The 21,578-nt window shown below is 50.5% G+C and carries 21 protein-coding genes; 1 reads left to right on the top strand and 20 read right to left on the bottom strand.

Annotated features, from left to right (window positions below):
- Positions 1-44 precede the first annotated feature (44 nt).
- The 5 genes from DWZ56_RS21435 to DWZ56_RS21455 all read right to left on the bottom strand — a co-directional run bounded on the left by DWZ56_RS21435 (position 45) and on the right by DWZ56_RS21455 (position 5,259).
- On the bottom strand, positions 45-2,021 hold the full coding sequence (locus DWZ56_RS21435) for a polysaccharide biosynthesis protein (RefSeq protein ID WP_118558705.1): 1,977 nt from the start codon (positions 2,019-2,021) through the stop codon (positions 45-47).
- Positions 2,022-2,117: 96 nt separating this feature from the next.
- On the bottom strand, positions 2,118-2,912 hold the full coding sequence (locus DWZ56_RS21440; protein WP_118558669.1) for a hypothetical protein: 795 nt from the start codon (positions 2,910-2,912) through the stop codon (positions 2,118-2,120).
- A 41-nt stretch (positions 2,913-2,953) separates the two neighbouring features.
- Positions 2,954-3,670, bottom strand: a complete 717-nt coding sequence (locus tag DWZ56_RS21445) for a CpsD/CapB family tyrosine-protein kinase (protein ID WP_118558670.1) — start codon at positions 3,668-3,670, stop codon at positions 2,954-2,956.
- A 15-nt stretch (positions 3,671-3,685) separates the two neighbouring features.
- Positions 3,686-4,438 carry a YveK family protein gene (locus DWZ56_RS21450; RefSeq protein ID WP_158584687.1) on the bottom strand — a complete coding sequence of 251 codons (753 nt, stop codon included), beginning with the start codon at positions 4,436-4,438 and terminating at the stop codon, positions 3,686-3,688.
- Positions 4,439-4,533: 95 nt separating this feature from the next.
- Positions 4,534-5,259 (bottom strand): CpsB/CapC family capsule biosynthesis tyrosine phosphatase, encoded by a 726-nt coding sequence (locus tag DWZ56_RS21455; RefSeq protein ID WP_147369461.1) that lies wholly within the window; start codon positions 5,257-5,259, stop codon positions 4,534-4,536.
- 309 nt (positions 5,260-5,568) lie between these two features.
- Here DWZ56_RS21455 and DWZ56_RS21460 point away from each other — a divergent pair, with 309 nt between their 5' ends.
- Positions 5,569-5,973 carry a helix-turn-helix domain-containing protein gene (locus tag DWZ56_RS21460; protein ID WP_118558673.1) on the top strand — a complete coding sequence of 135 codons (405 nt, stop codon included), beginning with the start codon at positions 5,569-5,571 and terminating at the stop codon, positions 5,971-5,973.
- Between the two features lie 56 nt (positions 5,974-6,029).
- Here DWZ56_RS21460 and DWZ56_RS21465 read toward each other — a convergent pair whose 3' ends face one another.
- The 15 genes from DWZ56_RS21465 to DWZ56_RS21535 all read right to left on the bottom strand — a co-directional run bounded on the left by DWZ56_RS21465 (position 6,030) and on the right by DWZ56_RS21535 (position 21,575).
- A complete protein-coding gene (locus DWZ56_RS21465; protein ID WP_118558674.1) occupies positions 6,030-7,100 on the bottom strand; it encodes an LCP family protein in 1,071 nt (356 codons plus the stop codon).
- Between the two features lie 8 nt (positions 7,101-7,108).
- Positions 7,109-8,377, bottom strand: a complete 1,269-nt coding sequence (gene pepT / locus DWZ56_RS21470; RefSeq protein ID WP_118558675.1) for a peptidase T — start codon at positions 8,375-8,377, stop codon at positions 7,109-7,111.
- 42 nt (positions 8,378-8,419) lie between these two features.
- Complete coding sequence (gene hisIE / locus DWZ56_RS21475) at positions 8,420-9,688, bottom strand: bifunctional phosphoribosyl-AMP cyclohydrolase/phosphoribosyl-ATP diphosphatase HisIE (RefSeq protein WP_118558676.1); 1,269 nt, start codon at positions 9,686-9,688, stop codon at positions 8,420-8,422.
- A 38-nt stretch (positions 9,689-9,726) separates the two neighbouring features.
- Positions 9,727-10,461, bottom strand: a complete 735-nt coding sequence (hisA, locus tag DWZ56_RS21480; protein ID WP_118558677.1) for a 1-(5-phosphoribosyl)-5-[(5-phosphoribosylamino)methylideneamino]imidazole-4-carboxamide isomerase — start codon at positions 10,459-10,461, stop codon at positions 9,727-9,729.
- A 1-nt stretch (position 10,462) separates the two neighbouring features.
- Positions 10,463-11,050, bottom strand: coding sequence for an imidazoleglycerol-phosphate dehydratase HisB (hisB, locus tag DWZ56_RS21485; protein ID WP_118558678.1), 588 nt, complete (start codon positions 11,048-11,050; stop codon positions 10,463-10,465).
- Positions 11,051-11,089: 39 nt separating this feature from the next.
- The gene (gene hisD, locus DWZ56_RS21490) at positions 11,090-12,379 is read right to left on the bottom strand and encodes a histidinol dehydrogenase (RefSeq protein WP_118558679.1); all 1,290 of its coding nucleotides are present in this window, start codon (positions 12,377-12,379) and stop codon (positions 11,090-11,092) included.
- The gene (hisG, locus tag DWZ56_RS21495) at positions 12,376-13,035 is read right to left on the bottom strand and encodes an ATP phosphoribosyltransferase (RefSeq protein WP_118558680.1); all 660 of its coding nucleotides are present in this window, start codon (positions 13,033-13,035) and stop codon (positions 12,376-12,378) included. Before hisG ends, hisD begins: the two co-directional genes overlap by 4 nt.
- Before the next feature lie 32 nt (positions 13,036-13,067).
- On the bottom strand, positions 13,068-14,330 hold the full coding sequence (hisZ, locus tag DWZ56_RS21500; protein WP_243095417.1) for an ATP phosphoribosyltransferase regulatory subunit: 1,263 nt from the start codon (positions 14,328-14,330) through the stop codon (positions 13,068-13,070).
- Positions 14,331-14,518: 188 nt separating this feature from the next.
- Positions 14,519-15,052 (bottom strand): Holliday junction resolvase RecU, encoded by a 534-nt coding sequence (locus DWZ56_RS21505; protein ID WP_118558682.1) that lies wholly within the window; start codon positions 15,050-15,052, stop codon positions 14,519-14,521.
- 2 nt (positions 15,053-15,054) lie between these two features.
- On the bottom strand, positions 15,055-16,002 hold the full coding sequence (locus DWZ56_RS21510) for an RluA family pseudouridine synthase (RefSeq protein ID WP_118558683.1): 948 nt from the start codon (positions 16,000-16,002) through the stop codon (positions 15,055-15,057).
- A gap of 74 nt (positions 16,003-16,076) precedes the next feature.
- Positions 16,077-16,652, bottom strand: coding sequence for a hypothetical protein (locus DWZ56_RS21515; RefSeq protein ID WP_118558684.1), 576 nt, complete (start codon positions 16,650-16,652; stop codon positions 16,077-16,079).
- A 45-nt stretch (positions 16,653-16,697) separates the two neighbouring features.
- A complete protein-coding gene (locus tag DWZ56_RS21520; RefSeq protein ID WP_118558685.1) occupies positions 16,698-17,450 on the bottom strand; it encodes an SDR family NAD(P)-dependent oxidoreductase in 753 nt (250 codons plus the stop codon).
- 72 nt (positions 17,451-17,522) lie between these two features.
- The gene (locus DWZ56_RS21525; RefSeq protein ID WP_118558686.1) at positions 17,523-19,457 is read right to left on the bottom strand and encodes a YgiQ family radical SAM protein; all 1,935 of its coding nucleotides are present in this window, start codon (positions 19,455-19,457) and stop codon (positions 17,523-17,525) included.
- Between the two features lie 19 nt (positions 19,458-19,476).
- Positions 19,477-20,148: an HAD family hydrolase gene (locus DWZ56_RS21530; RefSeq protein ID WP_118558706.1), complete on the bottom strand. Its 672-nt coding sequence runs from the start codon at positions 20,146-20,148 to the stop codon at positions 19,477-19,479.
- Positions 20,149-20,171: 23 nt separating this feature from the next.
- The gene (locus DWZ56_RS21535) at positions 20,172-21,575 is read right to left on the bottom strand and encodes an RsmB/NOP family class I SAM-dependent RNA methyltransferase (RefSeq protein WP_279220330.1); all 1,404 of its coding nucleotides are present in this window, start codon (positions 21,573-21,575) and stop codon (positions 20,172-20,174) included.
- Between the last annotated feature and the right edge of the window lie 3 nt (positions 21,576-21,578).

Below are 21,578 nucleotides of genomic sequence, written 5' to 3' on the forward strand. Positions count from 1 at the left end.
TATTTACTGCTTTCTATGATCAGCTTCTTTTCTGTTTTTACACGTTATCCCATCCTGGCGGCCGCTGCCTCCTGCATGGCCTCTCTCACCGGAATTTGAACATCCTTCGGTTCTCCACTTCGAACATTCTGAAGCTTTGTATCAGCATCAGCCTCATCCTTATAATGGTATTCCGGCACCAGCTCCTTTACCAGACGGCGGATGTCTTTGTACTCCTTGTAAGAGGCTTCATCCAGATGCTTCAGCTTGTCTAAAAACCACTGCTCGTCTATCATCAATGGCTTTCCGATATGTATCCTGTGATTAGCGGTTTCCTGCAGGCCCTCTTCTTCCATCAGCACCTCTTCATAGAGCTTCTCGCCGGGGCGAAGGCCTGTAAATTCTATCTTAATGTCCTCGTCCGGCACGTAGCCGGATAAACGGATCAGATTCTTAGCCAAATCCAGAATTTTGACAGGCTCTCCCATATCCAGCACAAAGATTTCCCCGCCCTTGGCATAAGCGCCCGCCTGCAGCACCAGAGATACGGCTTCCGGAATCGTCATAAAAAAGCGCACGATATCCGGATGGGTGACGGTCACCGGACCGCCGTGAGCGATCTGATCCTTAAAAAGCGGAATCACGCTGCCGTTGCTGCCCAGCACGTTGCCGAACCGGACCGCCACGAATTCGGTCTGGCTGTGCCTGTCCATAGCCTGTATGATCATCTCGCAGATTCGCTTGGACGCGCCCATGATATTGGTCGGATTCACAGCCTTATCCGTGGAAATCAGCACAAATTTCAACACCCCGTATCGGTCCGCCATCTGAGCCGTCTTAAGTGTGCCGAACACATTGTTTTTAATGGCTTCATTGGGGCTGTCTTCCATCAACGGCACGTGCTTATGGGCCGCTGCATGATACAGGATCTCAGGGCGGTACAGTTCAAAGATATCTTTCAACCTGTTTTCATTCCGCACCGAGCCGATCAGTACCGTGAGATTGAGCTTTGGATGAGTCTTGATCAGTTCCTGCTGAATGCTGTAGGCATTGTTTTCGTAAATATCAAATATGATCAGCTGCCTGGGGCTGTGCTTTGCGATCTGCCTGCAGAGCTCGCTTCCGATGGAGCCGCCCCCGCCTGTCACAAGCACCACGCGGCCCTTTACATAATCCATGATGCCGTCCAAGTCCACCTCTACAGGCTCTCTTTCCAATAGGTCCTCTATGCGGACCTCACGGAGCTGGCTGACTTTAATATCTCCCCGGACCATCTGGTACATGCCGGGCAGTATCCGCAGTTTGCATCCGGTGTCCTTGCAGATGTTAAGTATATCGCGGCGTTCTTTATTAGTAGCAGACGGTATAGCGATGATGATATCGTTGATGTGATATTTCTTCACCATCTCCATGATTACATCTCTTCCGCCAACGATCTGTATGCCGCTGATATATTTTCCATGCTTTTGACGGTCATCGTCTATGATGCATTTCAGGTGATTATTCAGGTACCGGCTTCCTAACAGTTCGCGCACCAGCATCCTGCCGGCGTCGCCGCCTCCTACCAGCATGGTATTACGGATGATGGCCCCGCCCTTTTCGCTGTGCTGCCGGAAACGCGCTATAATATAGCGCAGAAACCGGTAGGTGAAACGTTCTCCTGTTACCAGTATCAGTTCAAACAGTCCGCAGAGGATATAATAGCTTCTGGGCATATTCAGTCCCATAAGCAGCATGAGCGCACAGCGGATCAGCGAATCAAGCAATACCGCCTCCACCAGAAGAATCACTTCTTCCACACTGGCATAACGCCACAGGCTGGAATAGAGCTTGCACAGGGCAAAGATGAATAAGCCGGCCGCGGTATTGATGAGCGCGTAATCCCCGGCCATTGAAAGATACTCTGCCGGTATGGTAGAAAACTTAAGATCAAACCTTAGCAGCAGCGCCATCAGAGGCGTTATATTAAGTATCAGAATATCACATAGAATCAGCAGGATAACCCTTACTGTTTTTTGCCTGTCCTTCAGATACCCTATCATATCATTCAGTCCTTCCTTATCCCCCAGCACGTTCCTGCTGTAAGCAGGAATCCCCTTTAAGTGTGCTGTTATTAAAACTGCGTTTTCTTTGGTATACTAATTGTCCGTCACAATCACCTTCAGTTTCTCACGGTTTGAAATATTGCCGTCACTGTCCGTAACATAAATCTCCATCTCGTATGTTCCCGGTGTGTTAAGATCCGGATCATTGCGTGTACCTATCCTTCGGAACAGTTCCTCCCTCGTGTCTGTATCATCCGTGATGTCTTCAATTTGGTTCTGAACAATGAGTCTTGAACCCTTTGTCAGCGTTATTTCATGCGTCTTCAGAGTCAGCTTCGGAATCTCTGCATCCGGAGTAGTCGGCTTTTCCGTACTCTGCACGGTCTCGCTGCCGCTCTCCGATTCACTTTCACTTTCCGGAAGGGTCTCCCCGGAAGGATCACCTTTTGTCTCTTCCGTTTTCGTCTCGGACGCCGGCACCTCCTCTGCGCTTTCAGAGCTGTCCGCTCCGGGCTCCCCTGTGTTCTGGCCTTCTGCAGAAACTCTGTGCTCATCCGAAGGAGTATAAGAAACAATCATACTTTCCTTGCCTATATTGCCGCTTTTATCCATTGCCACAAAATAGATCTTTGCACTGGCACCGTCCGCAAGAGGGATCACCGCTTCCACAGCCAGAGTATCCGTCACGTCCCCGTCTTCATCATCAAAGGCGGACACATCCGCAAGCAGCTTGTCCGTTCCTTCACCCTCCCGGTAATCGGATACGGCGCCCCCGCCAATCTTTATAACCGGTGGGCGGCGGTCATCTGTCGCTAACAGGAAAACACAGAACGAAAACAGCACTGCTGTTATACCTGCAAGAACGATCGTTATCGTTTTCTGGTTCATTTTCTCACCTGTTTAATCTTTTGTATGTATTTCACATCAGTTTATCTGCCCTCGGCAGTACCGTAATAATCCCCGTATCCGCCGTAATATTTTCCGTAATACTTGCCATAGTAGCGGCGGCTCTTCACGTTCACTTTGTTTAAGACAACTCCCAGAATCTTACAGTTGCTCTTTTCCAGCTGGTCTCGGATTTCCTGGGCAAAACGGTAACTGATGGTGTTGGCACCGATCACCATAACCGCTCCGTCACAGTTCTGCGCCACCACTGCGCTGTCTATGACACTGCCTAAAGGCGGCGTATCAATGATCACGTAATCGTAGACACTGCGAAACGCGGTCACCAGGTTCTGAAACAGCGTGCTTCCCAAAAGCTCTGCCGGATTAGGCGGCACCGGGCCGGCGAAAATGATGCTTAAATTCTCAATATTCGTAGCATTGAGCACCTCATCCAGCGGGTATTGGCCGGACAGATAGTGGCTCAATCCTCTGACTCCCTTACTCGTCACCTTAAGCTTTCTCATGAGCACGGACTTGCGCAGATCCGCATCCACTAACAGCACCTTTTTGCCCAGTTCTGCAAGGGAAATTGCCACCTGAAGGGATACGCTGGACTTGCCTTCATTGGGCATACAGCTCGTAAATGCGATTACTTTAAAATCCGGACCGCAGAACTGGAGGTTGCTCCTTAAGGATTTGTAAGCTTCCTGCAGCCGGAAATCCGATTCTGATATAGGACTTGTTATTTTAACTGTTGGCATGGTATCCTCTCTTCCTTACTTCCTGTCACTGACCGTATTTCTCGGCTTTTGTCTCGTTTTGACTGTTTTCTTTTTCTTCGAAGCCTGCATGCTTTCATCCAGCGGAATCATACCCAGGACGCTCAAGCCCAGATATTTTTCTATGTCCTCCGAATTCTTAATACGGTCATCCAGGATAAAGATGATGAGAATTACTGCACAGGACAGCACCAGACCCAAAACGCCGGCAATGGCCGCGTTTTTTGACAAGCTTGGGCTGGACGGACCGTTGGGTATATTTCCTTCATCCCATACATTTACCTTTTCGATTCCCATAATCTCCACAATGCGGTCCGCGCTGATTAACGCTATAGCATCCGCAATGTTCTTTGCCAAATAGGGATCTTCGTTCGTAACGGAGATTTCCAGCAGACGGGTGTTTACGGGATTGGATACGGATACCATCTTTTTTAACCCGCCCACCTCTATGTTCAGGCCCAGCTTTTCAATTACCTGTTCCAGCACGTACCGGCTGGTCACCATGGCCTCATAGTCCTTGGTGAGCTGGCTGGCAGCCGACAGATCTGCGCTTGTGGCCACACCTTCATTATTCTGTCTGTTCATTACATACACGCTGGTGGTGGACACATACATAGGCGTCATAAACAGCTTTGTGATCAGGACCGCCCCCAGTATAAACAGCGCCATGGTCAGCAATATAATCCAGATCTTGTCCAACAGGACAAAAAACAGTTCTTTCAGATCAATCTCTTTGTATTCTTCTTCCATGCTTCTCCTCATTTCCGCAACGCATGACGATTCCTTCCTTTCCACCGCTTCCGTGGCTGCGCGCAGACAGTGTTTATTGCTTTTGACTTAATAAGTCACAGCTCTTTATCCTCCAACAGGCGCTTCGGATTTTGAAATAAAATTCGTTCAGCATATTCCCTATTGAACTTTTTTTGTATATAATCGGCACATCTGCTTAAGCTGGGCGGCCGTGATTTCAGATCGTGAGAATCGCTCCCGATAAAGTCAATATATTCCTTTTTTAACAATTTCTTCAAAAATTTATTGCCGAACACGCCGGCTGTTTTCAAAATGCTGTCCGCATTTGCCTGAAGGTAAGCCCCCCGGTCCGACAGCTCTTCAATCCGGTCCATCCTGCCTTCCAGGCATTCATAGCGTTCCACATGGGCGAGTATGGGCAGATACCCTTGAGCGGTCAGTTCACAGACAGCATCGCGCATATAAGGAAAATGCTGCGACGGAGAAAACTCCGTCAATGCGTATCTGGTCTTCGCCATTGTAAGGCATTGACCGTCAGACAGCATCTGCTGTATCTCCTGGCGGTAATAAAGTTCGTTTCCAACAAACAGCTTCAGATCCGGCCATTTTTTTACCGCTTTCCAGGCCAGCGATTCCCACGCATGGAGAAAATCACCGGCTGTCCACTTCCAGCGTTCGGGCCGGAAATGGGGCGTAAGAATGATCGTGCGTATGCCATCCGCGTATGCCGCTTTCAGCATGGCCATTGCCTCTTCTTCACTCCGCGCTCCGTCGTCAACATGAGGAAGCATGTGACAATGTATATCGGTTAGCCCTTCCATAAAGCCTCCTAAAAAAGAGTCTGCTCTAATATAAAAATATAGGGGATCGGCTTAAAATTACCCATCCCCGCCTATATGCATTTATTTTTTGGATGCTTATACCGTTCCGAAATGCATTGTTATGAGCATTTCTGCCGAATTATACGCAGGGATACACCGGTTACGGAATATTTTTACATCGCTAGAGGTTATTATAAAACGCATTTTGAGTTGTGTCAACTCGTTTTGCGATTTATTTACAATGTACCCCTTATAGGAAATATATACTATTAATAGTTATTTTTACCTTACGTAAAGGAGAGGCCTGCTATGGGACTAGTTGATAAGCTGCAGGAGCTGTTAGACGAACATCAGCTGACACAAAAGGAAGCCGCACAACGACTGAACATATCGCCCAACACTCTTAATGGCTATGTTCGGGGCAATCGTGAGCCGGATCTGAATATGCTGACCAAAATAGCCGACCTCTTTGAGGTATCGGCGGACTATCTGCTGGATCATCACCCTTCACACAGTTTTTGTACAGCGGATTACGACTATTACATACGTCTTCTGCTTAAGGAAGCGAGAGTTATGTCGGACGATCAGTTAAAGCTCCTGATCCGGCAGGCCCGTCTTATCAACGACTATCAGATCATCCGTAAAGGCGGAACAGAACCGGAAGGTACGGATTCCCCGGAAGAGTTTACCGCTAAAAAAGAAAAAAAGGTGTGACCCTATGCGTTCATCAGGCCGCATAAGGTCACACCTTTTCCGTTTTAATTTGTCAACTATTTATCACCATATATTGTCTCAATCAGCGCATTTCTGTTTTTCTCAATATCAATTCCCAGCATAGATTTGCTGTCAATCGTTATATTCTCATATCCGCCGTTCACCGGGATCCTGAAGGAGATCAGCTCATAGCCCAGATAATCCGGCGCGCCAAGCAGCAGGTTCAGCAGTTCCCCTTCATCCAGGTTCGTGGCTATCTCCGGGAGCAGTGTCTCCAGCACATTGTGCATCTCAAGAAGGTTCAGCTTCTTCATCTCTTCAAACACCTGCATCAAAACCTCCCGCTGACGCTCCGTACGGCGGAAATCGCTTCCCTTCACATACCTCACTCTGGAATACGCCAGGGCCTGTTTGCCGTTTAAACGCAGCAGTCCCACATCTGCGGGGCTTAGCAGTTCTTCATTATCCAATATTCCCATCGTATCATTGATGTCCTGGATATAGTTGTTCATGATCTGCTGCTCATCCGCGTCCACATCGATCAGAACGCCCCCGATCTCATCGATCACATCCATGAAGGCATAGAAATTCACGCGGATATAGTCATCCACCTTCAGCTTGAAATTCTCGTTTACAGTCTTTAAGAGCAGGTCAGGACCGCCATATGCATGCGCGGTATTGATGCGGTTATTGCCCACTCCGGGAATGGAGACATAGATATCCCTCATGATGGAGGTCAGCACGATCTGCCGGGTCTTGCGGTTTATGGACATCAGAATGATGGAATCCGAACGTCCGCTGCTGTCATTTTCCCGGGTATCGGTGCCGATCAGCAGTATATGGTGTACATTTTTATCAAACTTCAGTTCCTCCGCATCATTCTCCAGATTAGCTCTAAGCTGCTCCTCCAGGGCCCTGATATCCTCTTCATCGGTATCTGTACCGGCCACGGTCTCCTCCGTCTCCGGTTCAATGGTCTCCTGTATCACCGCAGCTGTACCTTGGGACGGGCGCTTCATCAGGCCCGCATAATGATGGAACACCAGATAAGCCGACAGAATGCACAGGCATAAAATGATGGCGGCCACGGCCAGCACAATAGGCCACTTCCTCTTTTTGCTGTCCATAGGCCTCCTTACTTTGCAGCCGTGTAACGCTGTACAAGATTAAGCAAAATATCAACTACTGTTTCCATGGACTGCACACAGACATATTCATACCTGCCGTGGCAGTTCTGACCGCCGGTACACAGATTGGGGCAGGGCAGTCCCATGTAGGAAAGTCTGGCTCCGTCCGTACCGCCGCGGATCGGCAGGATGATAGGCTTTACGCCTGCCTCTTCCATCGCCTTTTTTGCATTGTCAATCAGATGCATATGGGGAAGGATCTTTTCCTTCATATTGTAATAGGAGTCCGAAATTTCCGCTGTGAATGTGCCTTTCCCATATTTTTCATTGAGAAAATCGCAGGTTTTCCGGAAAAAATCCTTTTTTTGTTCAAATTTTTCCATATCATGGTCGCGGATGATATAGTCCACCTGAACCTCATCCACATTTCCGGCGATGGAATCCGGATGGTAAAAGCCCTCGTATCCTTCTGTAGAAGATGGATTTTCGTATACCGGCAGCAGGTTCTGAAATTCAGAAGCTAAAAGGATCGCGTTTATCATCTTTCCTTTGGCGGATCCTGGATGGATGCTGGTGCCGTGGATATGCAGGCGGGCAGAAGCTGCGTTGAAGTTCTCATACTCAATCTCGCCCACTTCTCCTCCATCCACCGTATAAGCATAATCGGCGCCAAAACCGGGTACATCAAAATAATCCACACCGCGGCCGACTTCCTCATCCGGTGTAAAACCGATCCGTATCTCTCCGTGTGGAACTGAAGGATTGGACAGCAGATACTCCGCCATAGCCATAATCTCGGCTATGCCGGCCTTATCGTCTGCGCCCAGCAGCGTATTGCCGTCGGTCACCACCAGGTCCCTGCCACGGTACTTCAGCAGATCCGGATATTCCGAAGGGCTTAACACCACCCCGTTTACTGCGTTTAAAACAATCTCGCCGCCGTCATAATCTTTCACAATGCGCGGATTCACATCGGCGCCGGACACCGCATTGGAGGTATCCATATGGGCGATAAATCCCAGCACCGGCGCTTTTGCCCCCGCCTCCAGCCTGGCCTTTGTTTCCGGCAGATTCCCGCTGGCAGGAATCTCTGCATATACATAAGCGTGCTCCGGATCCAGACGCACATTTGAAGCGCCGATCTGATTCAGTTCCTCTGCCAGCAGCCTGGCCAGATTCCACTGTTTCCCGGTGCTCGGCACCTGATCGGATTCTTCTGACTGCGTATCAATCTTTACATACCGTAAAAACCGTTCTAACACTGATGTGTGTTCCATATAAAATCCTCCTCTTTTATAGGATCAGTTAGGGCTATGTGATCAGCGGTTGGCCAGTTCCCTGGTGATATCCTCCCAGTTTACGCCGCGCTCCGCCATCAGAACCATCACATGATACAGAAAATCCGATATTTCATAAATCAGTTCCTCATTGTCCGGATTTTTAGCGGCAATGACGATCTCAGTCGCCTCTTCACCGACCTTTTTCAGTATCTTATCGATCCCCTTGTCAAACAGATAGTTTGTATAGGAGCCTTCCTTAGGGTATTTTTTCCGCTCCAAAATGACGGAAAAGACCTCTTCAAACACCTTTAAAGGATTCGTTTCATCATATTCCTTCTTCACAAGCTGCTTGAAAAAGCAGGAACGCGCTCCGGTATGGCAGGCCGCGCCGACCTGTGACACCTTGGCAAGCAGGGTATCGTTGTCACAGTCCAGAAAGAGGGATTTGACAAACTGGTAATGGCCGGAAGTTTCCCCTTTCACCCACTGGGTCTGGCGGCTTCGGCTGTAATAAGTCATTTTACCTGTATGCAGCGTATTGCGAAAGGCGGCTTCATTCATATAAGCCTGCATTAACACCTCATCTGTCTTATAGTCCTGTACAATGACCGGGAGCAGCCCATCGCAGCCCAGTTTAAACTCACTCCAGTCCATGCTGCTCTCAAAGGTATTCACTTCCACGCCTTCGGATTTCAGCACATGTTTCAGCTCCATCAGCAGATCCGTCTCATTCTCATGCACCCACATGGAAACGCCGGTGATCATGGGCAGCTTCAAAAGATCCAGCACCGCAGCGGCATCATCCAATCCTGCGGGCAGAATGAGCGGAAGCGGGCATGCTTTGATTTCCTGCATGTGATCCATCACATTTCCGAAATAAAACAGCAGACCGGCCCCGTCTCCGGTATAGGAAAACGCATCGGAGAGGTCATCGGTATAAACCGCCATCTTATCCCTGCCGAATCGGTTGGAGCATTCCTTCAATATTCTCATGTTTTCCTCTGTATCGTAGAAAAATACATATTTTGCTCCGGTATAGAGGTATTTCTTCACATCTTCCGTTCTGTGGATATGCCCGCCCACCATCAGCGGGATATCCACCACCCGGTTCATCTCCTTCATACAGGCAATGGCTTTTTCATGTTCCTCGTCATTTAAGCTGTCTTCCATGATAATAATCATGTCAGCTCCGTTGTCGCTGTAGGATCTGCACAGCTGTGCAGGATTTTCTGAAAGGATCTCATCCTCCAGCCAGGCTTTCCCCTCTTTGAGCCGGAATACCGGTATCAGTTTCTTATTTCCAGACATATCTATCCCTCACTTTTCCTGTCACCAACCGCAGGTCATCACTCTGCGGTTGGCGGCATTTGAAATTGCGCAACAGCCTGGCGAAGGCTGATCTTATTTTCGTAAAGAGCCTTACCGATGATCGCCCCATGGATTCCGGCTCTGCTTAATGCTTCCAGATCCATCATGGAGGATACGCCGCCAGAGGCAATAATATCCATGCCGGTAATCCGGTTCAACTCCTCTGTCTGTGACAGATTCGGACCTCCCATCATCCCGTCTCTGGAAATATCCGTATATACAATGGTTTTTACTCCCAGTTGTTCCATCTGGAGACAAGTATACACAGCGGTATGGGTGCTCACCTTTTCCCAGCCGTCCGTGGCCACGAAACCGTTTTTCGCATCCACCCCTACCACGATGCGGTCCGCGCCGAATACGGAGATCGCTTCCTTAACAAATCCCGGATTCTGCACCGCCTTTGTACCGATGATCACGCGCCGGATGCCGCAGTCAAATACGGCCTCCATATCCTGGATGGAGCGAATGCCGCCGCCCAGCTGTATGGGCATGCTGACCGCAGAGGCAATCTCACGGATAACCTGGGCATTCACCCTCCGCCCTGCGGCCGCGCCGTCCAGATCCACCAGATGCAGCCAGGTCGCCCCCTGACTCTCCCACTGCCTTGCCACCTCAGCCGGTGACTCACTGTATATATTGACCTGATCAAAGGCCCCCTGTCTTAGCCGCACGCAGCGGCCGTCCTTTATATCAATCGCGGGATACATCTGCATATCACAACGCTCCTTTCGTAGAAAGCACATCCTTGATACGTCCGTCTAAAGAAACCGCCTGATCCAGCGACTTGGCAAACGCCTTGAACATGGCTTCCACTATATGATGGGCGTTGTCACCGTGGATCTGTTTGATGTGGAGATTCATGCCTGCTGAAACGGTGACTGCGTAGAAAAATTCCTTCACCATCTGGGTCTCAAACGCCCCGATCCGCTCCACAGCCAAGGAGGCGTCATAGACCAGATAAGGCCGGCCGGACAGATCCAGCGCGCATAACACCAGCGCCTCATCCATGGGCAGCATCACAGAGCCGTACCGCCGGATCGAACGCTTGTCTCCCAGTGCCTGGGAAATGGCCTTACCCAGCACGATTCCGGTATCTTCAACGGTATGATGCGTATCCACATCCAGATCTCCGTTAACGGTAACCTGCAAATCGAAAAAACCGTGTCTGGCAAAGCTCTCCAGCATATGGTCAAAAAATCCGATTCCCGTATTCACCGCCGCCCTGCCGCTGCCGTCCAGATTCAATTCAATTGAGATGACAGTTTCCTTTGTAGAACGGTTTACAATTGCAGTTCTTTCCATTCTTCTCGCTCCTATCCGCGCCATAGCGCTCACTAACAGTTATTCAAAACGTACCTTGATTGAATTGGCATGGGCTGTCAGGCTCTCAGATTCCGCAAACCGGATGATGTCTTCATGTATGGGCTCCAGCGCTTCCCTTGAATAGGATATGATGCTGGATTTCTTAATAAAGTCATCCACGCTTAAAGGCGAGAAAAACTTTGCGGTGCCGTTGGTGGGCAGCACATGGTTGGGGCCTGCAAAATAATCTCCCAGAGGCTCAGAGCTGTATTCCCCGATAAAAATCGCCCCCGCATTTCTGATCTTCGTCATCACCTGGAAGGGCTCTCTTGTCTGAATCTCCAGATGTTCCGAAGCGATCTCGTTGGCGGTCTCAATGGCTTCGTCCATATCCTTTGCAATCAGTATGTATCCGTAATTATCCAGGGATTTCTCAAGGATTTCTTTCCTGCTTAAGCTTTGGACAAAGCGGTCCACCTCTTCCGATACCTGATCCGCCAGCTTCTCTGAAGTGGTGACCAGGATCGCCGAAGCCAGTTCATCGTGCTCTGCCTGGGACAGCAGATCCGCCGCCACATATCTGGGGTTTGCCGTATCATCCGCCAGAACCAGAATCTCGCTGGGCCCTGCGATGGAATCGATGCTCACATGCCCGTAAACCGCCTTTTTCGCCAGAGCCACATAGATATTTCCAGGCCCCACGATCTTGTCCACTTTAGGTATGGATTTAGTACCAAAGGCAAGGGCTGCGATGGCCTGGGCGCCGCCTGCCTTATACACCGCATCCACTCCGGCTTCTTTGGCCGCGACCAGCGTGCCCGGATTCACTTTGCCGTCCTTTCCGGGAGGCGTTGTCATGATGATCTGCTCCACTCCCGCCACTTTAGCGGGTACCACATTCATCAAAACAGAAGAAGGGTAGGCCGCCTTGCCGCCCGGCACATAGACGCCGACTTTCCTAAGGGCAGTTACCTTCTGCCCTAATATGCTGCCGTCAGGGCGGCTGTCGAACCAGCTGTACTGACGCTGTTTCTCATGATATTCCCTGATATTTACAAGGGCTTTGCGGATCACTGCCAGCAGTTCTTCCGGCACCTGACGGTACGCCTCGGCAGTCTCCTCTTCCGTCACCAACACGTTATCCTCGCTGACCATCGCCTTATCAAACTGTGCGGTGTAGGCAAACAGCGCCTCATCCCCTTTATTCTTCACATTGGATACAATTTCATTTACACTCTGCGCATACGATTCATACTGATTGGGGCTTCTCTTTAAAAGGTTTTCCAACAGGTTCTTTTTGGACTCCGGGTCCAGATATACTTTTCTCATAGTCTGTTTCCTTCCTTGCTTTGAAGTTTCTCACGAAGCTGCGACAGCATTCTGGTAATACGTTCATTTTCCATCTTCATGCTGACCTGATTGACCACCACTCTGGCGGACAGGCTGCAGATTTCCTCCAGCACCTCCAGGCCGTTTTCACGAAGTGTTGTTCCTGTTTCCACGATATCCACGATCACTTCAGACAGTCCTACTATGGGCGCCAGCTCGATGGAACCGTTCAGCTTAATAATTTCCACCGTCTGATGTTTTTTATTATAGAAGTAATCCTTTGCGATCTTCGGATATTTTGTAGCCACGCGGATCAGCTCCCGGTGCTTGAGCTTCTCTGCGGAGGATGCCGGTCCGCAGACGCACATCCTGCACTTTCCAAGCCCCAGATCCAGAACCTCATACAGCTTTCTGCCTTCCTCCAGGATCGTGTCCTTGCCCACAATGCCGATGTCCGCCGCCCCATACTCCACATAGGTCGGTACATCCGTGGCCTTTGCCAGGAAAAACTTAAGTTTCAGCTCCTCATTGGTGAAAATCAGCCTGCGCGTCTTTTCATCTTTCATCTCCTCACAGGTGATGCCGATCTCTTCAAACAGAGCCATGGTCTGCTTGGCAAGGCGGCCCTTTGGGAGCGCAAATGTAATATATCTCATACTTAAATTCCCTTCTTTATAGCACTGTATTTCTATCCTATCATCAGATCAGACAACTTTGCCGTCTGCCGGCTCCCGTCCGCGATATTAATCACCTGCACCTCTTCTCCCTGCTGTTCGATGTAGAGAATACCGCCGATCTCCTCTCTCCTGCCATACTCGATATATTCCTCCAGCGTATGGCCTTCTTCCCTGCACATAAGCAGCAATGCCATGCCGGTGCTTCGGAAATGGCCGGCCAGGGAAATTCCCAGTTCTCTCTGCTCTTTTTCATACAGGATCATGGTCTCCACGCTGTCCGTGGTAACCGCGATATGCTGCCGCTCAATGGCCCGCATCACACCGTCCACCTGTATCGCAAAGCCCACTGACGGGGCATCCTTTCCAAACTGTTCCAACAGCGTATCGTAGCGGCCGCCGGACACGATGGTTTCACCGGTGCCATAGGTATAACCCTGATAAATGATGCCGGTATAATAACGGTATTTGACCACCATTCCCAGATCAAAGGAAACATAGCGCTGCACCCCGTAATGTTCCAGGATACGGTACAGCTCCTCCATGCGCTCAATCGCTTCGATAGCCCCGGGATTTTCTGTCATGGATTTCGCTGCTGCCAGCTGTTCCGAAGAATTAAACAGTTCCGGCAGATTCTCAAACAGGTGTCTTAACGAATCTTTCATCGGAACCGACTGCACCAGGCTCTCAATGCCGAAATAATTCTTATTTTCCATCAGCTCGAGGAAATGCTCCTCAGCTTCTTCATCCATGCCGGCCTCTTCCAGCAGGCCGCGCAGGAAACCTGCATGGCCCACCTCAATCTGAAAGTCCTCCAGACCGGCGGACAGCAGACAATGAATCAGGAGCGCCACCACCTCAGCATCCGCATCGGCGCTTGCATCTCCGATCAGCTCCACCCCTGCCTGTGTAAATTCCTTCAGACGTCCCTGCAGGCTTGATTCATTGATAAATGCATTGCCCATATAGCTCAAACGCACGGGCAGGGATTCTTCCATATAATATTTGGAAGCACAGCGTGCGATGGACGGCGTAAAATCCGGACGCAGCACCATCGTTTCCCCGTCGCGGTCAAAAAACTTAAACATCTCTCTGGGAGACACGCTCCCCCTCTCTTTGCGAAAAATATCAAAGAATTCAAACGTGGGCGGTTCGATCCCTCTGTATCCGAAGAGCTCCATGGCCTTGCGAATACGGCGTTCCACCTCCAGCTTTTTCGCATATTCCGCATTGTAAATATCCCGGACCCCTTCCGGCGTATGGAGCAGCTGCTTCATAATCTACCTCATTCCTTCCCGATATGTAACCGCAGGCGTTAAAAATCCCCGGTTTCGCTTTACTGTGATAACGTGGTAACATAGTAGCACAAGAACGTATCCCTGTCAACACAAAACAAACGTCCCAAGGTTATAAACCCGCCTGACGGTGACCGCTTGATATGAACTGAAACACATACAACGCCCATTCACTGACGGCCCTCCAGGTCCTTCTCAAGCGCTTCCAGATAATGCACCAGCGCTCCGCTCCTGGATGCGATCCGATACCCGTGATCAATCTCATCAAATGTAAAACTCTTACGGCCGCCCTGTTTCGCCCTCTCCCAGAACTCCTGCACCTTTAGAAACGGCAGGTAATACATTTCATCACGGTTCGTATAATACAGAATCAGAAAAGCAATTCCTCCCTGCTTTTCAAAATCTCCCATAAAGACTACCTGATGCTCGTGTATATTCTGAAGCGGAAAAGTGTCCGTGGCACACTCCTTAGCATCGAAGCAGACGGGAATCCCCTGTACCACGCCTATATAGTCCACGGTGCTTTTCTGGTCAAAATAGGCCAGGGTGATATGTCTGTTTTCCTTATCTATATTAATCGGTTTGATCGGGGTTGGAATCTTTTGGATCAGAGCCAGCCCGCTGTCCCTGTATTTTTCGTTGGTGTGATTGATAAAATCCTCCAGAGTCGACCCTCTAAGCCCTCTGGAATTCCAGGTAGCCATCTTTACATTCCTCCCAGCCCTTCCGCTTCCAAAACGCGCGCAAACAGCTCCGGTAACGGCGCTGTCCATTCCGGATAACCCGGCACCTTCACTGTACGGGCGTGCAGCATCTGGCTTCTTACCCCATATTTGCTGCAAAAGCGGCGGTTTACAGTCTCTGTTCCGTACTTGTAATCCCCCACAACCGGGTGACCGATGCTCGCTAAATGGGCCCGGATCTGGTGGCTCTTGCCGGTAATCAGCTTCACAGATAACAGTGTGACGCGGCCATTGGTCTTAAGCGGATGGTATTCCGTCTCAATGGGGTCCGCCCCTTCCCTCTCTGACCGGAGCACCTCCACCTTATTCGAAGCCTCATCCTTCTTCAAATATCCGCGGATCAGAGCGCTTTCTTTCACCTCGCCGCAGACCAGACACCAGTAATACTTATCAAGGCCCCGTTCTCTAAGCAGAGCCGACATATGCTGCAGACCGTATAAAGATACGCCGGCGATCACGATACCGCTGGTATTCCTGTCCAGACGGTTGCAGACCGCGGGTTTATAGGTCCGAAGCTGCTCATCGGTCAGCCTGCCCGACGCGAGCGTATAGGCCATCACCTCTTCCACCAGGGATACATCCCCCTCCTTCGCCTTCTGTGACAGCATTCCAACCGGCTTGTTAATGACCAAAATATCCGCATCCTCATAGATAATGTCCAGCATTCCTCCGGCCCGAATTTCCGGCACTTCTTCCCTGAACTTTTCAATCGTATCGTCCGCTAAGAAGAAACGGATCTGATCCCCTGTGGCCAGCAGCTCCGCTCCGTCAGCCTTTTTACCGTTTCTGGTAATATTCTTTTTCCGAAGCATCTTATACAGAAAGCTTTTGGGCGCTTTATTTAAATATTTGCCCAGAAATTTATCCAGCCTCTGTCCCGCTTCATTGCTGTGAATTTCAATCTGTCTCATCCTCTTACCGCCTCTTATGATCCATGCGCAGCCTGTCACCCGGTACGCCTTAGCCGCGCCAGCCGCTTATGCAGCTATAATGAAATTGCCAGCATGCATGCCTTAATGTGCAGCAGCTCATCCTCTTTCTCCACGTCCGGCTTCTCCCTCTCCAGGGCATCCAGCCGGCGGTAAAAGGGTCCCAAATCCTTAAATATATGTACTTTTGTATTCAGCTGGTTGGCAGCGCACATGTTCTCCACATACTCCTGCGCGTCCTTCACTTTCAGATCTTTGGAAGCGCTGTAGGCATAAACACCGCTGGAATGCACCACAGAAAACTCCAGCGGAACAACCAGCGTCCTGGATGTAATGACCATGTCACAGCTGGTGATAAGCCCGCCGGAATGCTTTTGAAATTCTTCATATTCATTTAGCGGCGCGGACTTATGGGGAAACAGTGCGATCAGGCTTGCGGCAAAATTAGCCATGGGCAGCACCATTAACACTGCGACAACGGTCAGCAGATTTTTTCTGCTCCCGCTGATATAGATGCCGATCAGCATCACAAGTATGATATCCAGCAAGATGAATGCAACCTTGGCCAGCTGCACCAGCTTGCGCTTTTTTATATATCCGTAATCGCCCTTGCGTACTTTTTTCTTATCCATATTTCAACCATACTTTCTTCAGAGTTTGTAACCTTGGCAACTGTCTCATTTGTATACTTTAAGCAGCAGCCCGTGCGGCAGGGCCTTGGCGGCGAGATATGCAAGCTTCATGGCAGGGCCGTACACGGAGAGGAATTTTCCCGCTTCCGCGTCCCTAAGCGCCCGCTTCACCACCTTGACAGGATCCGCCATAAAAAGAATCTTATATGCCGGAATCTCATCCTTTGATTCCGCTATATCAAAGAATTCCGTTTTGACCGGGCCGGGGCAGACTGCGGTGACCAGGATTTTGCGCCCCTTAAGTTCCTCCCTAAGGGCCCTGGAAAAGCTGAACACATAGGCCTTGGTAGCCGCATAAACTGCGAACTTAGGCTGGGGCAGAAACGCCGCGGCGCTGGCCATCTGGATAATGCGGGAATTGCGGCTAAGGTACGGGATCACCGCCGCCGTGACAGCAGTCAGAGCTTCGCAGTTTAAGCGTACCATGCCGGTCTGTTCATCCGCCGTCAGATCTGCAACCGTACCGATCTTTCCATATCCGGAGGCATTGACCAGCAGTTTCACCTCCGGATGCTTATTCTCAAGCAGACGCGTGAGGATATCCAGGCTCTCTTTTTCACAAAGATCCAGAGGAAGCACCCGTATTTTGGTGCCGCAGGCCGCTTTTAATTCATCCAGGCGGTTTTGTCTCCTTGCGATCACCCATATTTCATCCAGCCCGGTATACCTCCGGTCCATCTGTCTTACAAATTCCCTTCCGATCCCGGAAGACGCTCCGGTCACCACTGCTATTTTCATCATCATACCTCTTTCCTGTCACCAACCGCAGGCTGATGACCTACGCACACTTCAGTGTGTTCCTTCCTGATATTACCTGCGCCCGCCCCGGCCGGGTCCTGCCTTGGTTCCGGATCCGGAAGAAGCCTTTTTGCTCTTATCCCCTCTGCCGCCAACTTTCGGCCCGTTTCCTTTTTTCGGCCTGTCCTTGCCGGTCTTTTCCATCCACGCCTCTTTTCTCGGATGAATCAGGCACTTCTTTCCAAAACCGATCAGATCCTGGCGTCCGGATTTTATAAGGGCTTCCCTGACCAGATCGTAGTTCTTCGGATTCCGGTACTGGATCAGCGCCCGCTGCATCGCCTTTTCATGGGGGCTTACCGGCACGTACACCGCCTCCATCGTTCTTGGATCCAGCCCGGTATAATACATGCAGGTAGAAATGGTTGAAGGCGTGGGATAGAAATCCTGCACCTGTTCAGGCATGTAGCCAAGGTCCCTTAAATACTCCGCCAGGATCACCGCATCCTTCAGCGTGGATCCTGGATGGGAAGACATCAGATAGGGGACGAGATACTGGTCCTTATTCAGCTGCGCGTTCATCTTATTATATTGTTCCACAAATTTCTGGTAGATATGATTGGATGGTTTGCCCATTTTTTGAAGGACCGCATCCGAAACATGTTCGGGAGCCACCTTCAGCTGCCCGCTGACATGATAGGCGCAGAGTTCCCTTAGAAACTCCTGGCTCTTATCCGCCAGTACATAATCAAACCGGATGCCGGAACGGATGAAAACCTTCTTAACCTTAGGAAGCTTCCGAAGCTTCCTAAGAAGTTCCACATAATCCCGATGATCGGCGCGCAGGTTTTTGCAGGGCTGGGGAAACAGGCATTGCTTTCTCACACATACACCCTTTGTAAGCTGTTTTTCACAGGAGGTCTGCCGGAAATTGGCCGTGGGGCCGCCCACATCATGTATATAGCCTTTAAAATCCGGTTCCTCCGCCAGCTGTCTGGCCTCTTCTAACAGGGATTCATGGCTTCTGGTCTGTATGATCCTGCCCTGATGAAAGGTGAGCGCGCAGAAATTACAGCCGCCAAAACACCCTCTGTTGCTTGTCAGGCTGAATTTAATCTCCGACATGGCCGGCACGCCTCCCATGCTTTCATAGGAAGGATGCGGCCTCCGTTTATAGGGCAGAGCATAGACATCATCCATCTCCATCTGCGAAAGCGGCTTAGCCGGCGGATTCTGCACCACAAACAGCTGCTCCCCGCAGGGCTCCGCAAGCAGCTTTCCCGAAAAAGGATCCGTATTGCAGTACTGAGTATAAAAGCTTTCGGCAAACACCCGCTTATCCCTGCAGATCTCCTCATAGGAAGGAAGCACGACAGGCTCATACAGGTTCTCAAGACTCTTAGTCTTATACACCGTCCCATCTATGAAGGTGATGTCTTTAATTTGAAGCCCGCTCTCCAGCGCGTCCGCAATCTCCACAATGGAGTGCTCGCCCATACCGTAGCTGATCAGATCCGCCTGGGAATCCACCAGAATCGAATGCTTCACCTTATCGGACCAATAATCGTAATGGGAAAGCCTGCGCAGGCTGGCCTCAATCCCGCCGATGATCACAGGCACATTTTTATAAACGCGCCGTATCAGATTACAGTATACCACACAGGCGTAGTCCGGCCGTTTTCCCGTTGCGCCTCCCGGCGTATAGGCATCCTGTAAACGCCGTTTTTTGGACACCGTATAATGGTTGACCATAGAATCCATGTTGCCGGAGGATACCAGAAATCCCAGGCGCGGCCGGCCAAATTCCTGTATGCTTTTCTCGTCCTTCCAATCCGGCTGGGAAAGGATGGCGACACGGTAGCCGTGGGCCTCCAGAATCCGGCTGATAATTGCGTGGCCAAAAGAGGGATGATCCACATAGGCGTCTCCGATCACATAGACAAAATCCGCCTGTTCCCATCCCCTGTCCGCCATTTCTTTTCTGTTTATCGGTAAAAAGTCATTCATTCGCTCACCCTATGCATGTTCATAGTATTTCATAGTAATTGTTGATAAAGGCATCTGCCAGATCGTATTTTTCCTGCCGCAGCTCCCTGGAAGCCTCATCCTCCACCGCGCAGACAAACATCCCCGCGCGCTTTGCGGCCAGGATTCCTTCCGGGATATCCTCGAACACAACGCAGGCAGACGGATTTGCCGACAGATGCTTTGCGGTCTTCAGATAGATGTCCGGTGAAGGCTTTCCGCTTGCCACTTCACAGCCGGTGGTGATCACTTCAAAATAGCCGCTGATTCCACGGGATACAATCACCAGCTCCGCCAGCTGTCTGGAGTTGCTGGTAGCGATTCCCATCCGGATGCCTCTCTGCTTCAGTACATCCAAAAATTCTTTCACACCGGGTTTTAACGGCACCTCTTTTTCATATTTCTCAAATGCCATCGCATTCCAGCAGTCCTTGATTTCCTCCAGCGTCTGCGTTAAGCGGAAACGTTCCTTAAAGTATACCGCAGTTTCCGTAAAGCTCATGCCTCCCAGGCTTTTCTGCAGATCATGGGGCAGCGCCAGGCCATGCATGCCTAAAAATTCCTCATCGATGCTCTTCCAGATCCACATGGAGTCCACCAGGGTTCCGTCCAGATCGAAGATAACCGCCTCTGTATTTAATAGTTTATTTTTCAACCGTTCAATCCTCGTCATGATAGCCTGAATCTTTGTTTCTTTTATCCCTGCCATCTCCATCCCGGGCAGTATTTGTTCTTCAGCCGGCTTCCGTCACGTTTTGCAAATCCCAGCGGAAAGCCGTCACAGAGCACCAGGCACCATCCACTTTCCCCTCGTATCTCGGCTCCTGACACATCCAGCGTTTCACCCTTCAGATATTTGACCGTGCGCGGATCTTTTGCGGACAGATTTACGGTATTTTTAAACTCACCGCCCTTTAACCCCATCGCCAGAGCCTGTCCGGGTTCAAAACGCTGCCTGCCTCCCGGGCGTCCCGCAAGCTCCCCCAAAAACCATCCGGTCCTTAGGTAACGGATTCCCTGGCGCAGCGGGCTTTCCTTCGGCAGAGCATAGAGTCTTCCGTCACGGAACATAAATCTGCAGCGATTCCAATCCGTATCGGTCAGCTCCAGAAATTCCCGCACCGCCGCAGGAAGCTCTGCCTCACCGCTGCAGGAAGGCTCTGCATCTTCCCGCTTAGTTTGACTCTCCAGCCCGTCAGCGTTTCCCGCTTTATGAAGCAGCGCCATGAAATGCCCTTCTCCTTTGATCTTATGGGGAAACAGGCGCACACACCGCTCCAGCCCGCACCGTCCCTGTTCAAATCCTGGAGGGACATCCAAAGAAGCGAGAGAAAGGCTGTCATACCTCATAAGAAGCCAGGCAATGCATTCCTCATCCTCTTCGGTTGAAAAGGTACAGGTGGAATACAGCAGGTAACCGCCTGGTCTTAGCATCTTTACGGCCTCCTTAAGGATCCGCTTCTGCAGAGGCGCGTAATATGCCGGCCCCTTCTCTGTCCAGCTTTTGACCATATCCGGATCCCTGCGGAACATCCCCTCTCCGGAACAGGGCGCATCCACCAGGATGCTGTCAAAATACTCCGGATAAACAGAAGAAAGCTTCTCCGGCGTTTCGGCGGATATAAACGCATTGGTCACACCGGCAAGCTCCATATTTTTAAGCAGCGCCAGCGCACGGGAATGGCTGTAATCGTTGGATAGCAGAAACCCCTCACCATTTAATCTGGCCGCCAGCTGTGTGCTCTTGCCTCCGGGGGCAGCGCACAGGTCCAGCACACGGTCATTGGGCTTTACAGGCAGAAAAGCGGCCGGAGCCATGGCGCTGGGCTCCTGAAGATAATACAGGCCTGCGTAATAATAAGGGTGTCTGGACAGGCGCAGCTGTTCGGGGTAATAGTACCCGTAAGGCGCCCACGGCACGGGTTTGGCCTCCTCCTCCCCAAAAAGCTCCTTTAAGATATGCTCCTTGCAGTCCGATGCTTTCAGCGCATTGAGCCTAAGCCCATATACCCGCCGCTGAGTAAAGCTGTCAATATAATCGTTGTATTCCTCTCCCAGCAGCTTTCGCATCGCTTCCTGGTATTGATTCAGCAGTTCCAACGG

It is taken from the genome of Lachnotalea sp. AF33-28 (assembly GCF_003477885.1).
In the GTDB taxonomy this organism is placed as follows: domain Bacteria; phylum Bacillota; class Clostridia; order Lachnospirales; family Lachnospiraceae; genus AF33-28.

Bases quoted from the DNA above. Each gene is read 5' to 3' on its own strand.
- DWZ56_RS21435 (WP_118558705.1), bottom strand. From the start codon at position 2,021: ATGATAGGGTATCTGAAGGACAGGCAAAAAACAGTAAGGGTTATCCTG.
- DWZ56_RS21440 (WP_118558669.1), bottom strand. From the start codon at position 2,912: ATGAACCAGAAAACGATAACGATCGTTCTTGCAGGTATAACAGCAGTG.
- DWZ56_RS21445 (WP_118558670.1), bottom strand. From the start codon at position 3,670: ATGCCAACAGTTAAAATAACAAGTCCTATATCAGAATCGGATTTCCGG.
- DWZ56_RS21450 (WP_158584687.1), bottom strand. From the start codon at position 4,438: ATGGAAGAAGAATACAAAGAGATTGATCTGAAAGAACTGTTTTTTGTC.
- DWZ56_RS21455 (WP_147369461.1), bottom strand. From the start codon at position 5,259: ATGGAAGGGCTAACCGATATACATTGTCACATGCTTCCTCATGTTGAC.
- DWZ56_RS21460 (WP_118558673.1), top strand. From the start codon at position 5,569: ATGGGACTAGTTGATAAGCTGCAGGAGCTGTTAGACGAACATCAGCTG.
- DWZ56_RS21465 (WP_118558674.1), bottom strand. From the start codon at position 7,100: ATGGACAGCAAAAAGAGGAAGTGGCCTATTGTGCTGGCCGTGGCCGCC.
- pepT (WP_118558675.1), bottom strand. From the start codon at position 8,377: ATGGAACACACATCAGTGTTAGAACGGTTTTTACGGTATGTAAAGATT.
- hisIE (WP_118558676.1), bottom strand. From the start codon at position 9,688: ATGTCTGGAAATAAGAAACTGATACCGGTATTCCGGCTCAAAGAGGGG.
- hisA (WP_118558677.1), bottom strand. From the start codon at position 10,461: ATGCAGATGTATCCCGCGATTGATATAAAGGACGGCCGCTGCGTGCGG.
- hisB (WP_118558678.1), bottom strand. From the start codon at position 11,050: ATGGAAAGAACTGCAATTGTAAACCGTTCTACAAAGGAAACTGTCATC.
- hisD (WP_118558679.1), bottom strand. From the start codon at position 12,379: ATGAGAAAAGTATATCTGGACCCGGAGTCCAAAAAGAACCTGTTGGAA.
- hisG (WP_118558680.1), bottom strand. From the start codon at position 13,035: ATGAGATATATTACATTTGCGCTCCCAAAGGGCCGCCTTGCCAAGCAG.
- hisZ (WP_243095417.1), bottom strand. From the start codon at position 14,330: ATGAAGCAGCTGCTCCATACGCCGGAAGGGGTCCGGGATATTTACAAT.
- DWZ56_RS21505 (WP_118558682.1), bottom strand. From the start codon at position 15,052: ATGGCTACCTGGAATTCCAGAGGGCTTAGAGGGTCGACTCTGGAGGAT.
- DWZ56_RS21510 (WP_118558683.1), bottom strand. From the start codon at position 16,002: ATGAGACAGATTGAAATTCACAGCAATGAAGCGGGACAGAGGCTGGAT.
- DWZ56_RS21515 (WP_118558684.1), bottom strand. From the start codon at position 16,652: ATGGATAAGAAAAAAGTACGCAAGGGCGATTACGGATATATAAAAAAG.
- DWZ56_RS21520 (WP_118558685.1), bottom strand. From the start codon at position 17,450: ATGAAAATAGCAGTGGTGACCGGAGCGTCTTCCGGGATCGGAAGGGAA.
- DWZ56_RS21525 (WP_118558686.1), bottom strand. From the start codon at position 19,457: ATGAATGACTTTTTACCGATAAACAGAAAAGAAATGGCGGACAGGGGA.
- DWZ56_RS21530 (WP_118558706.1), bottom strand. From the start codon at position 20,148: ATGACGAGGATTGAACGGTTGAAAAATAAACTATTAAATACAGAGGCG.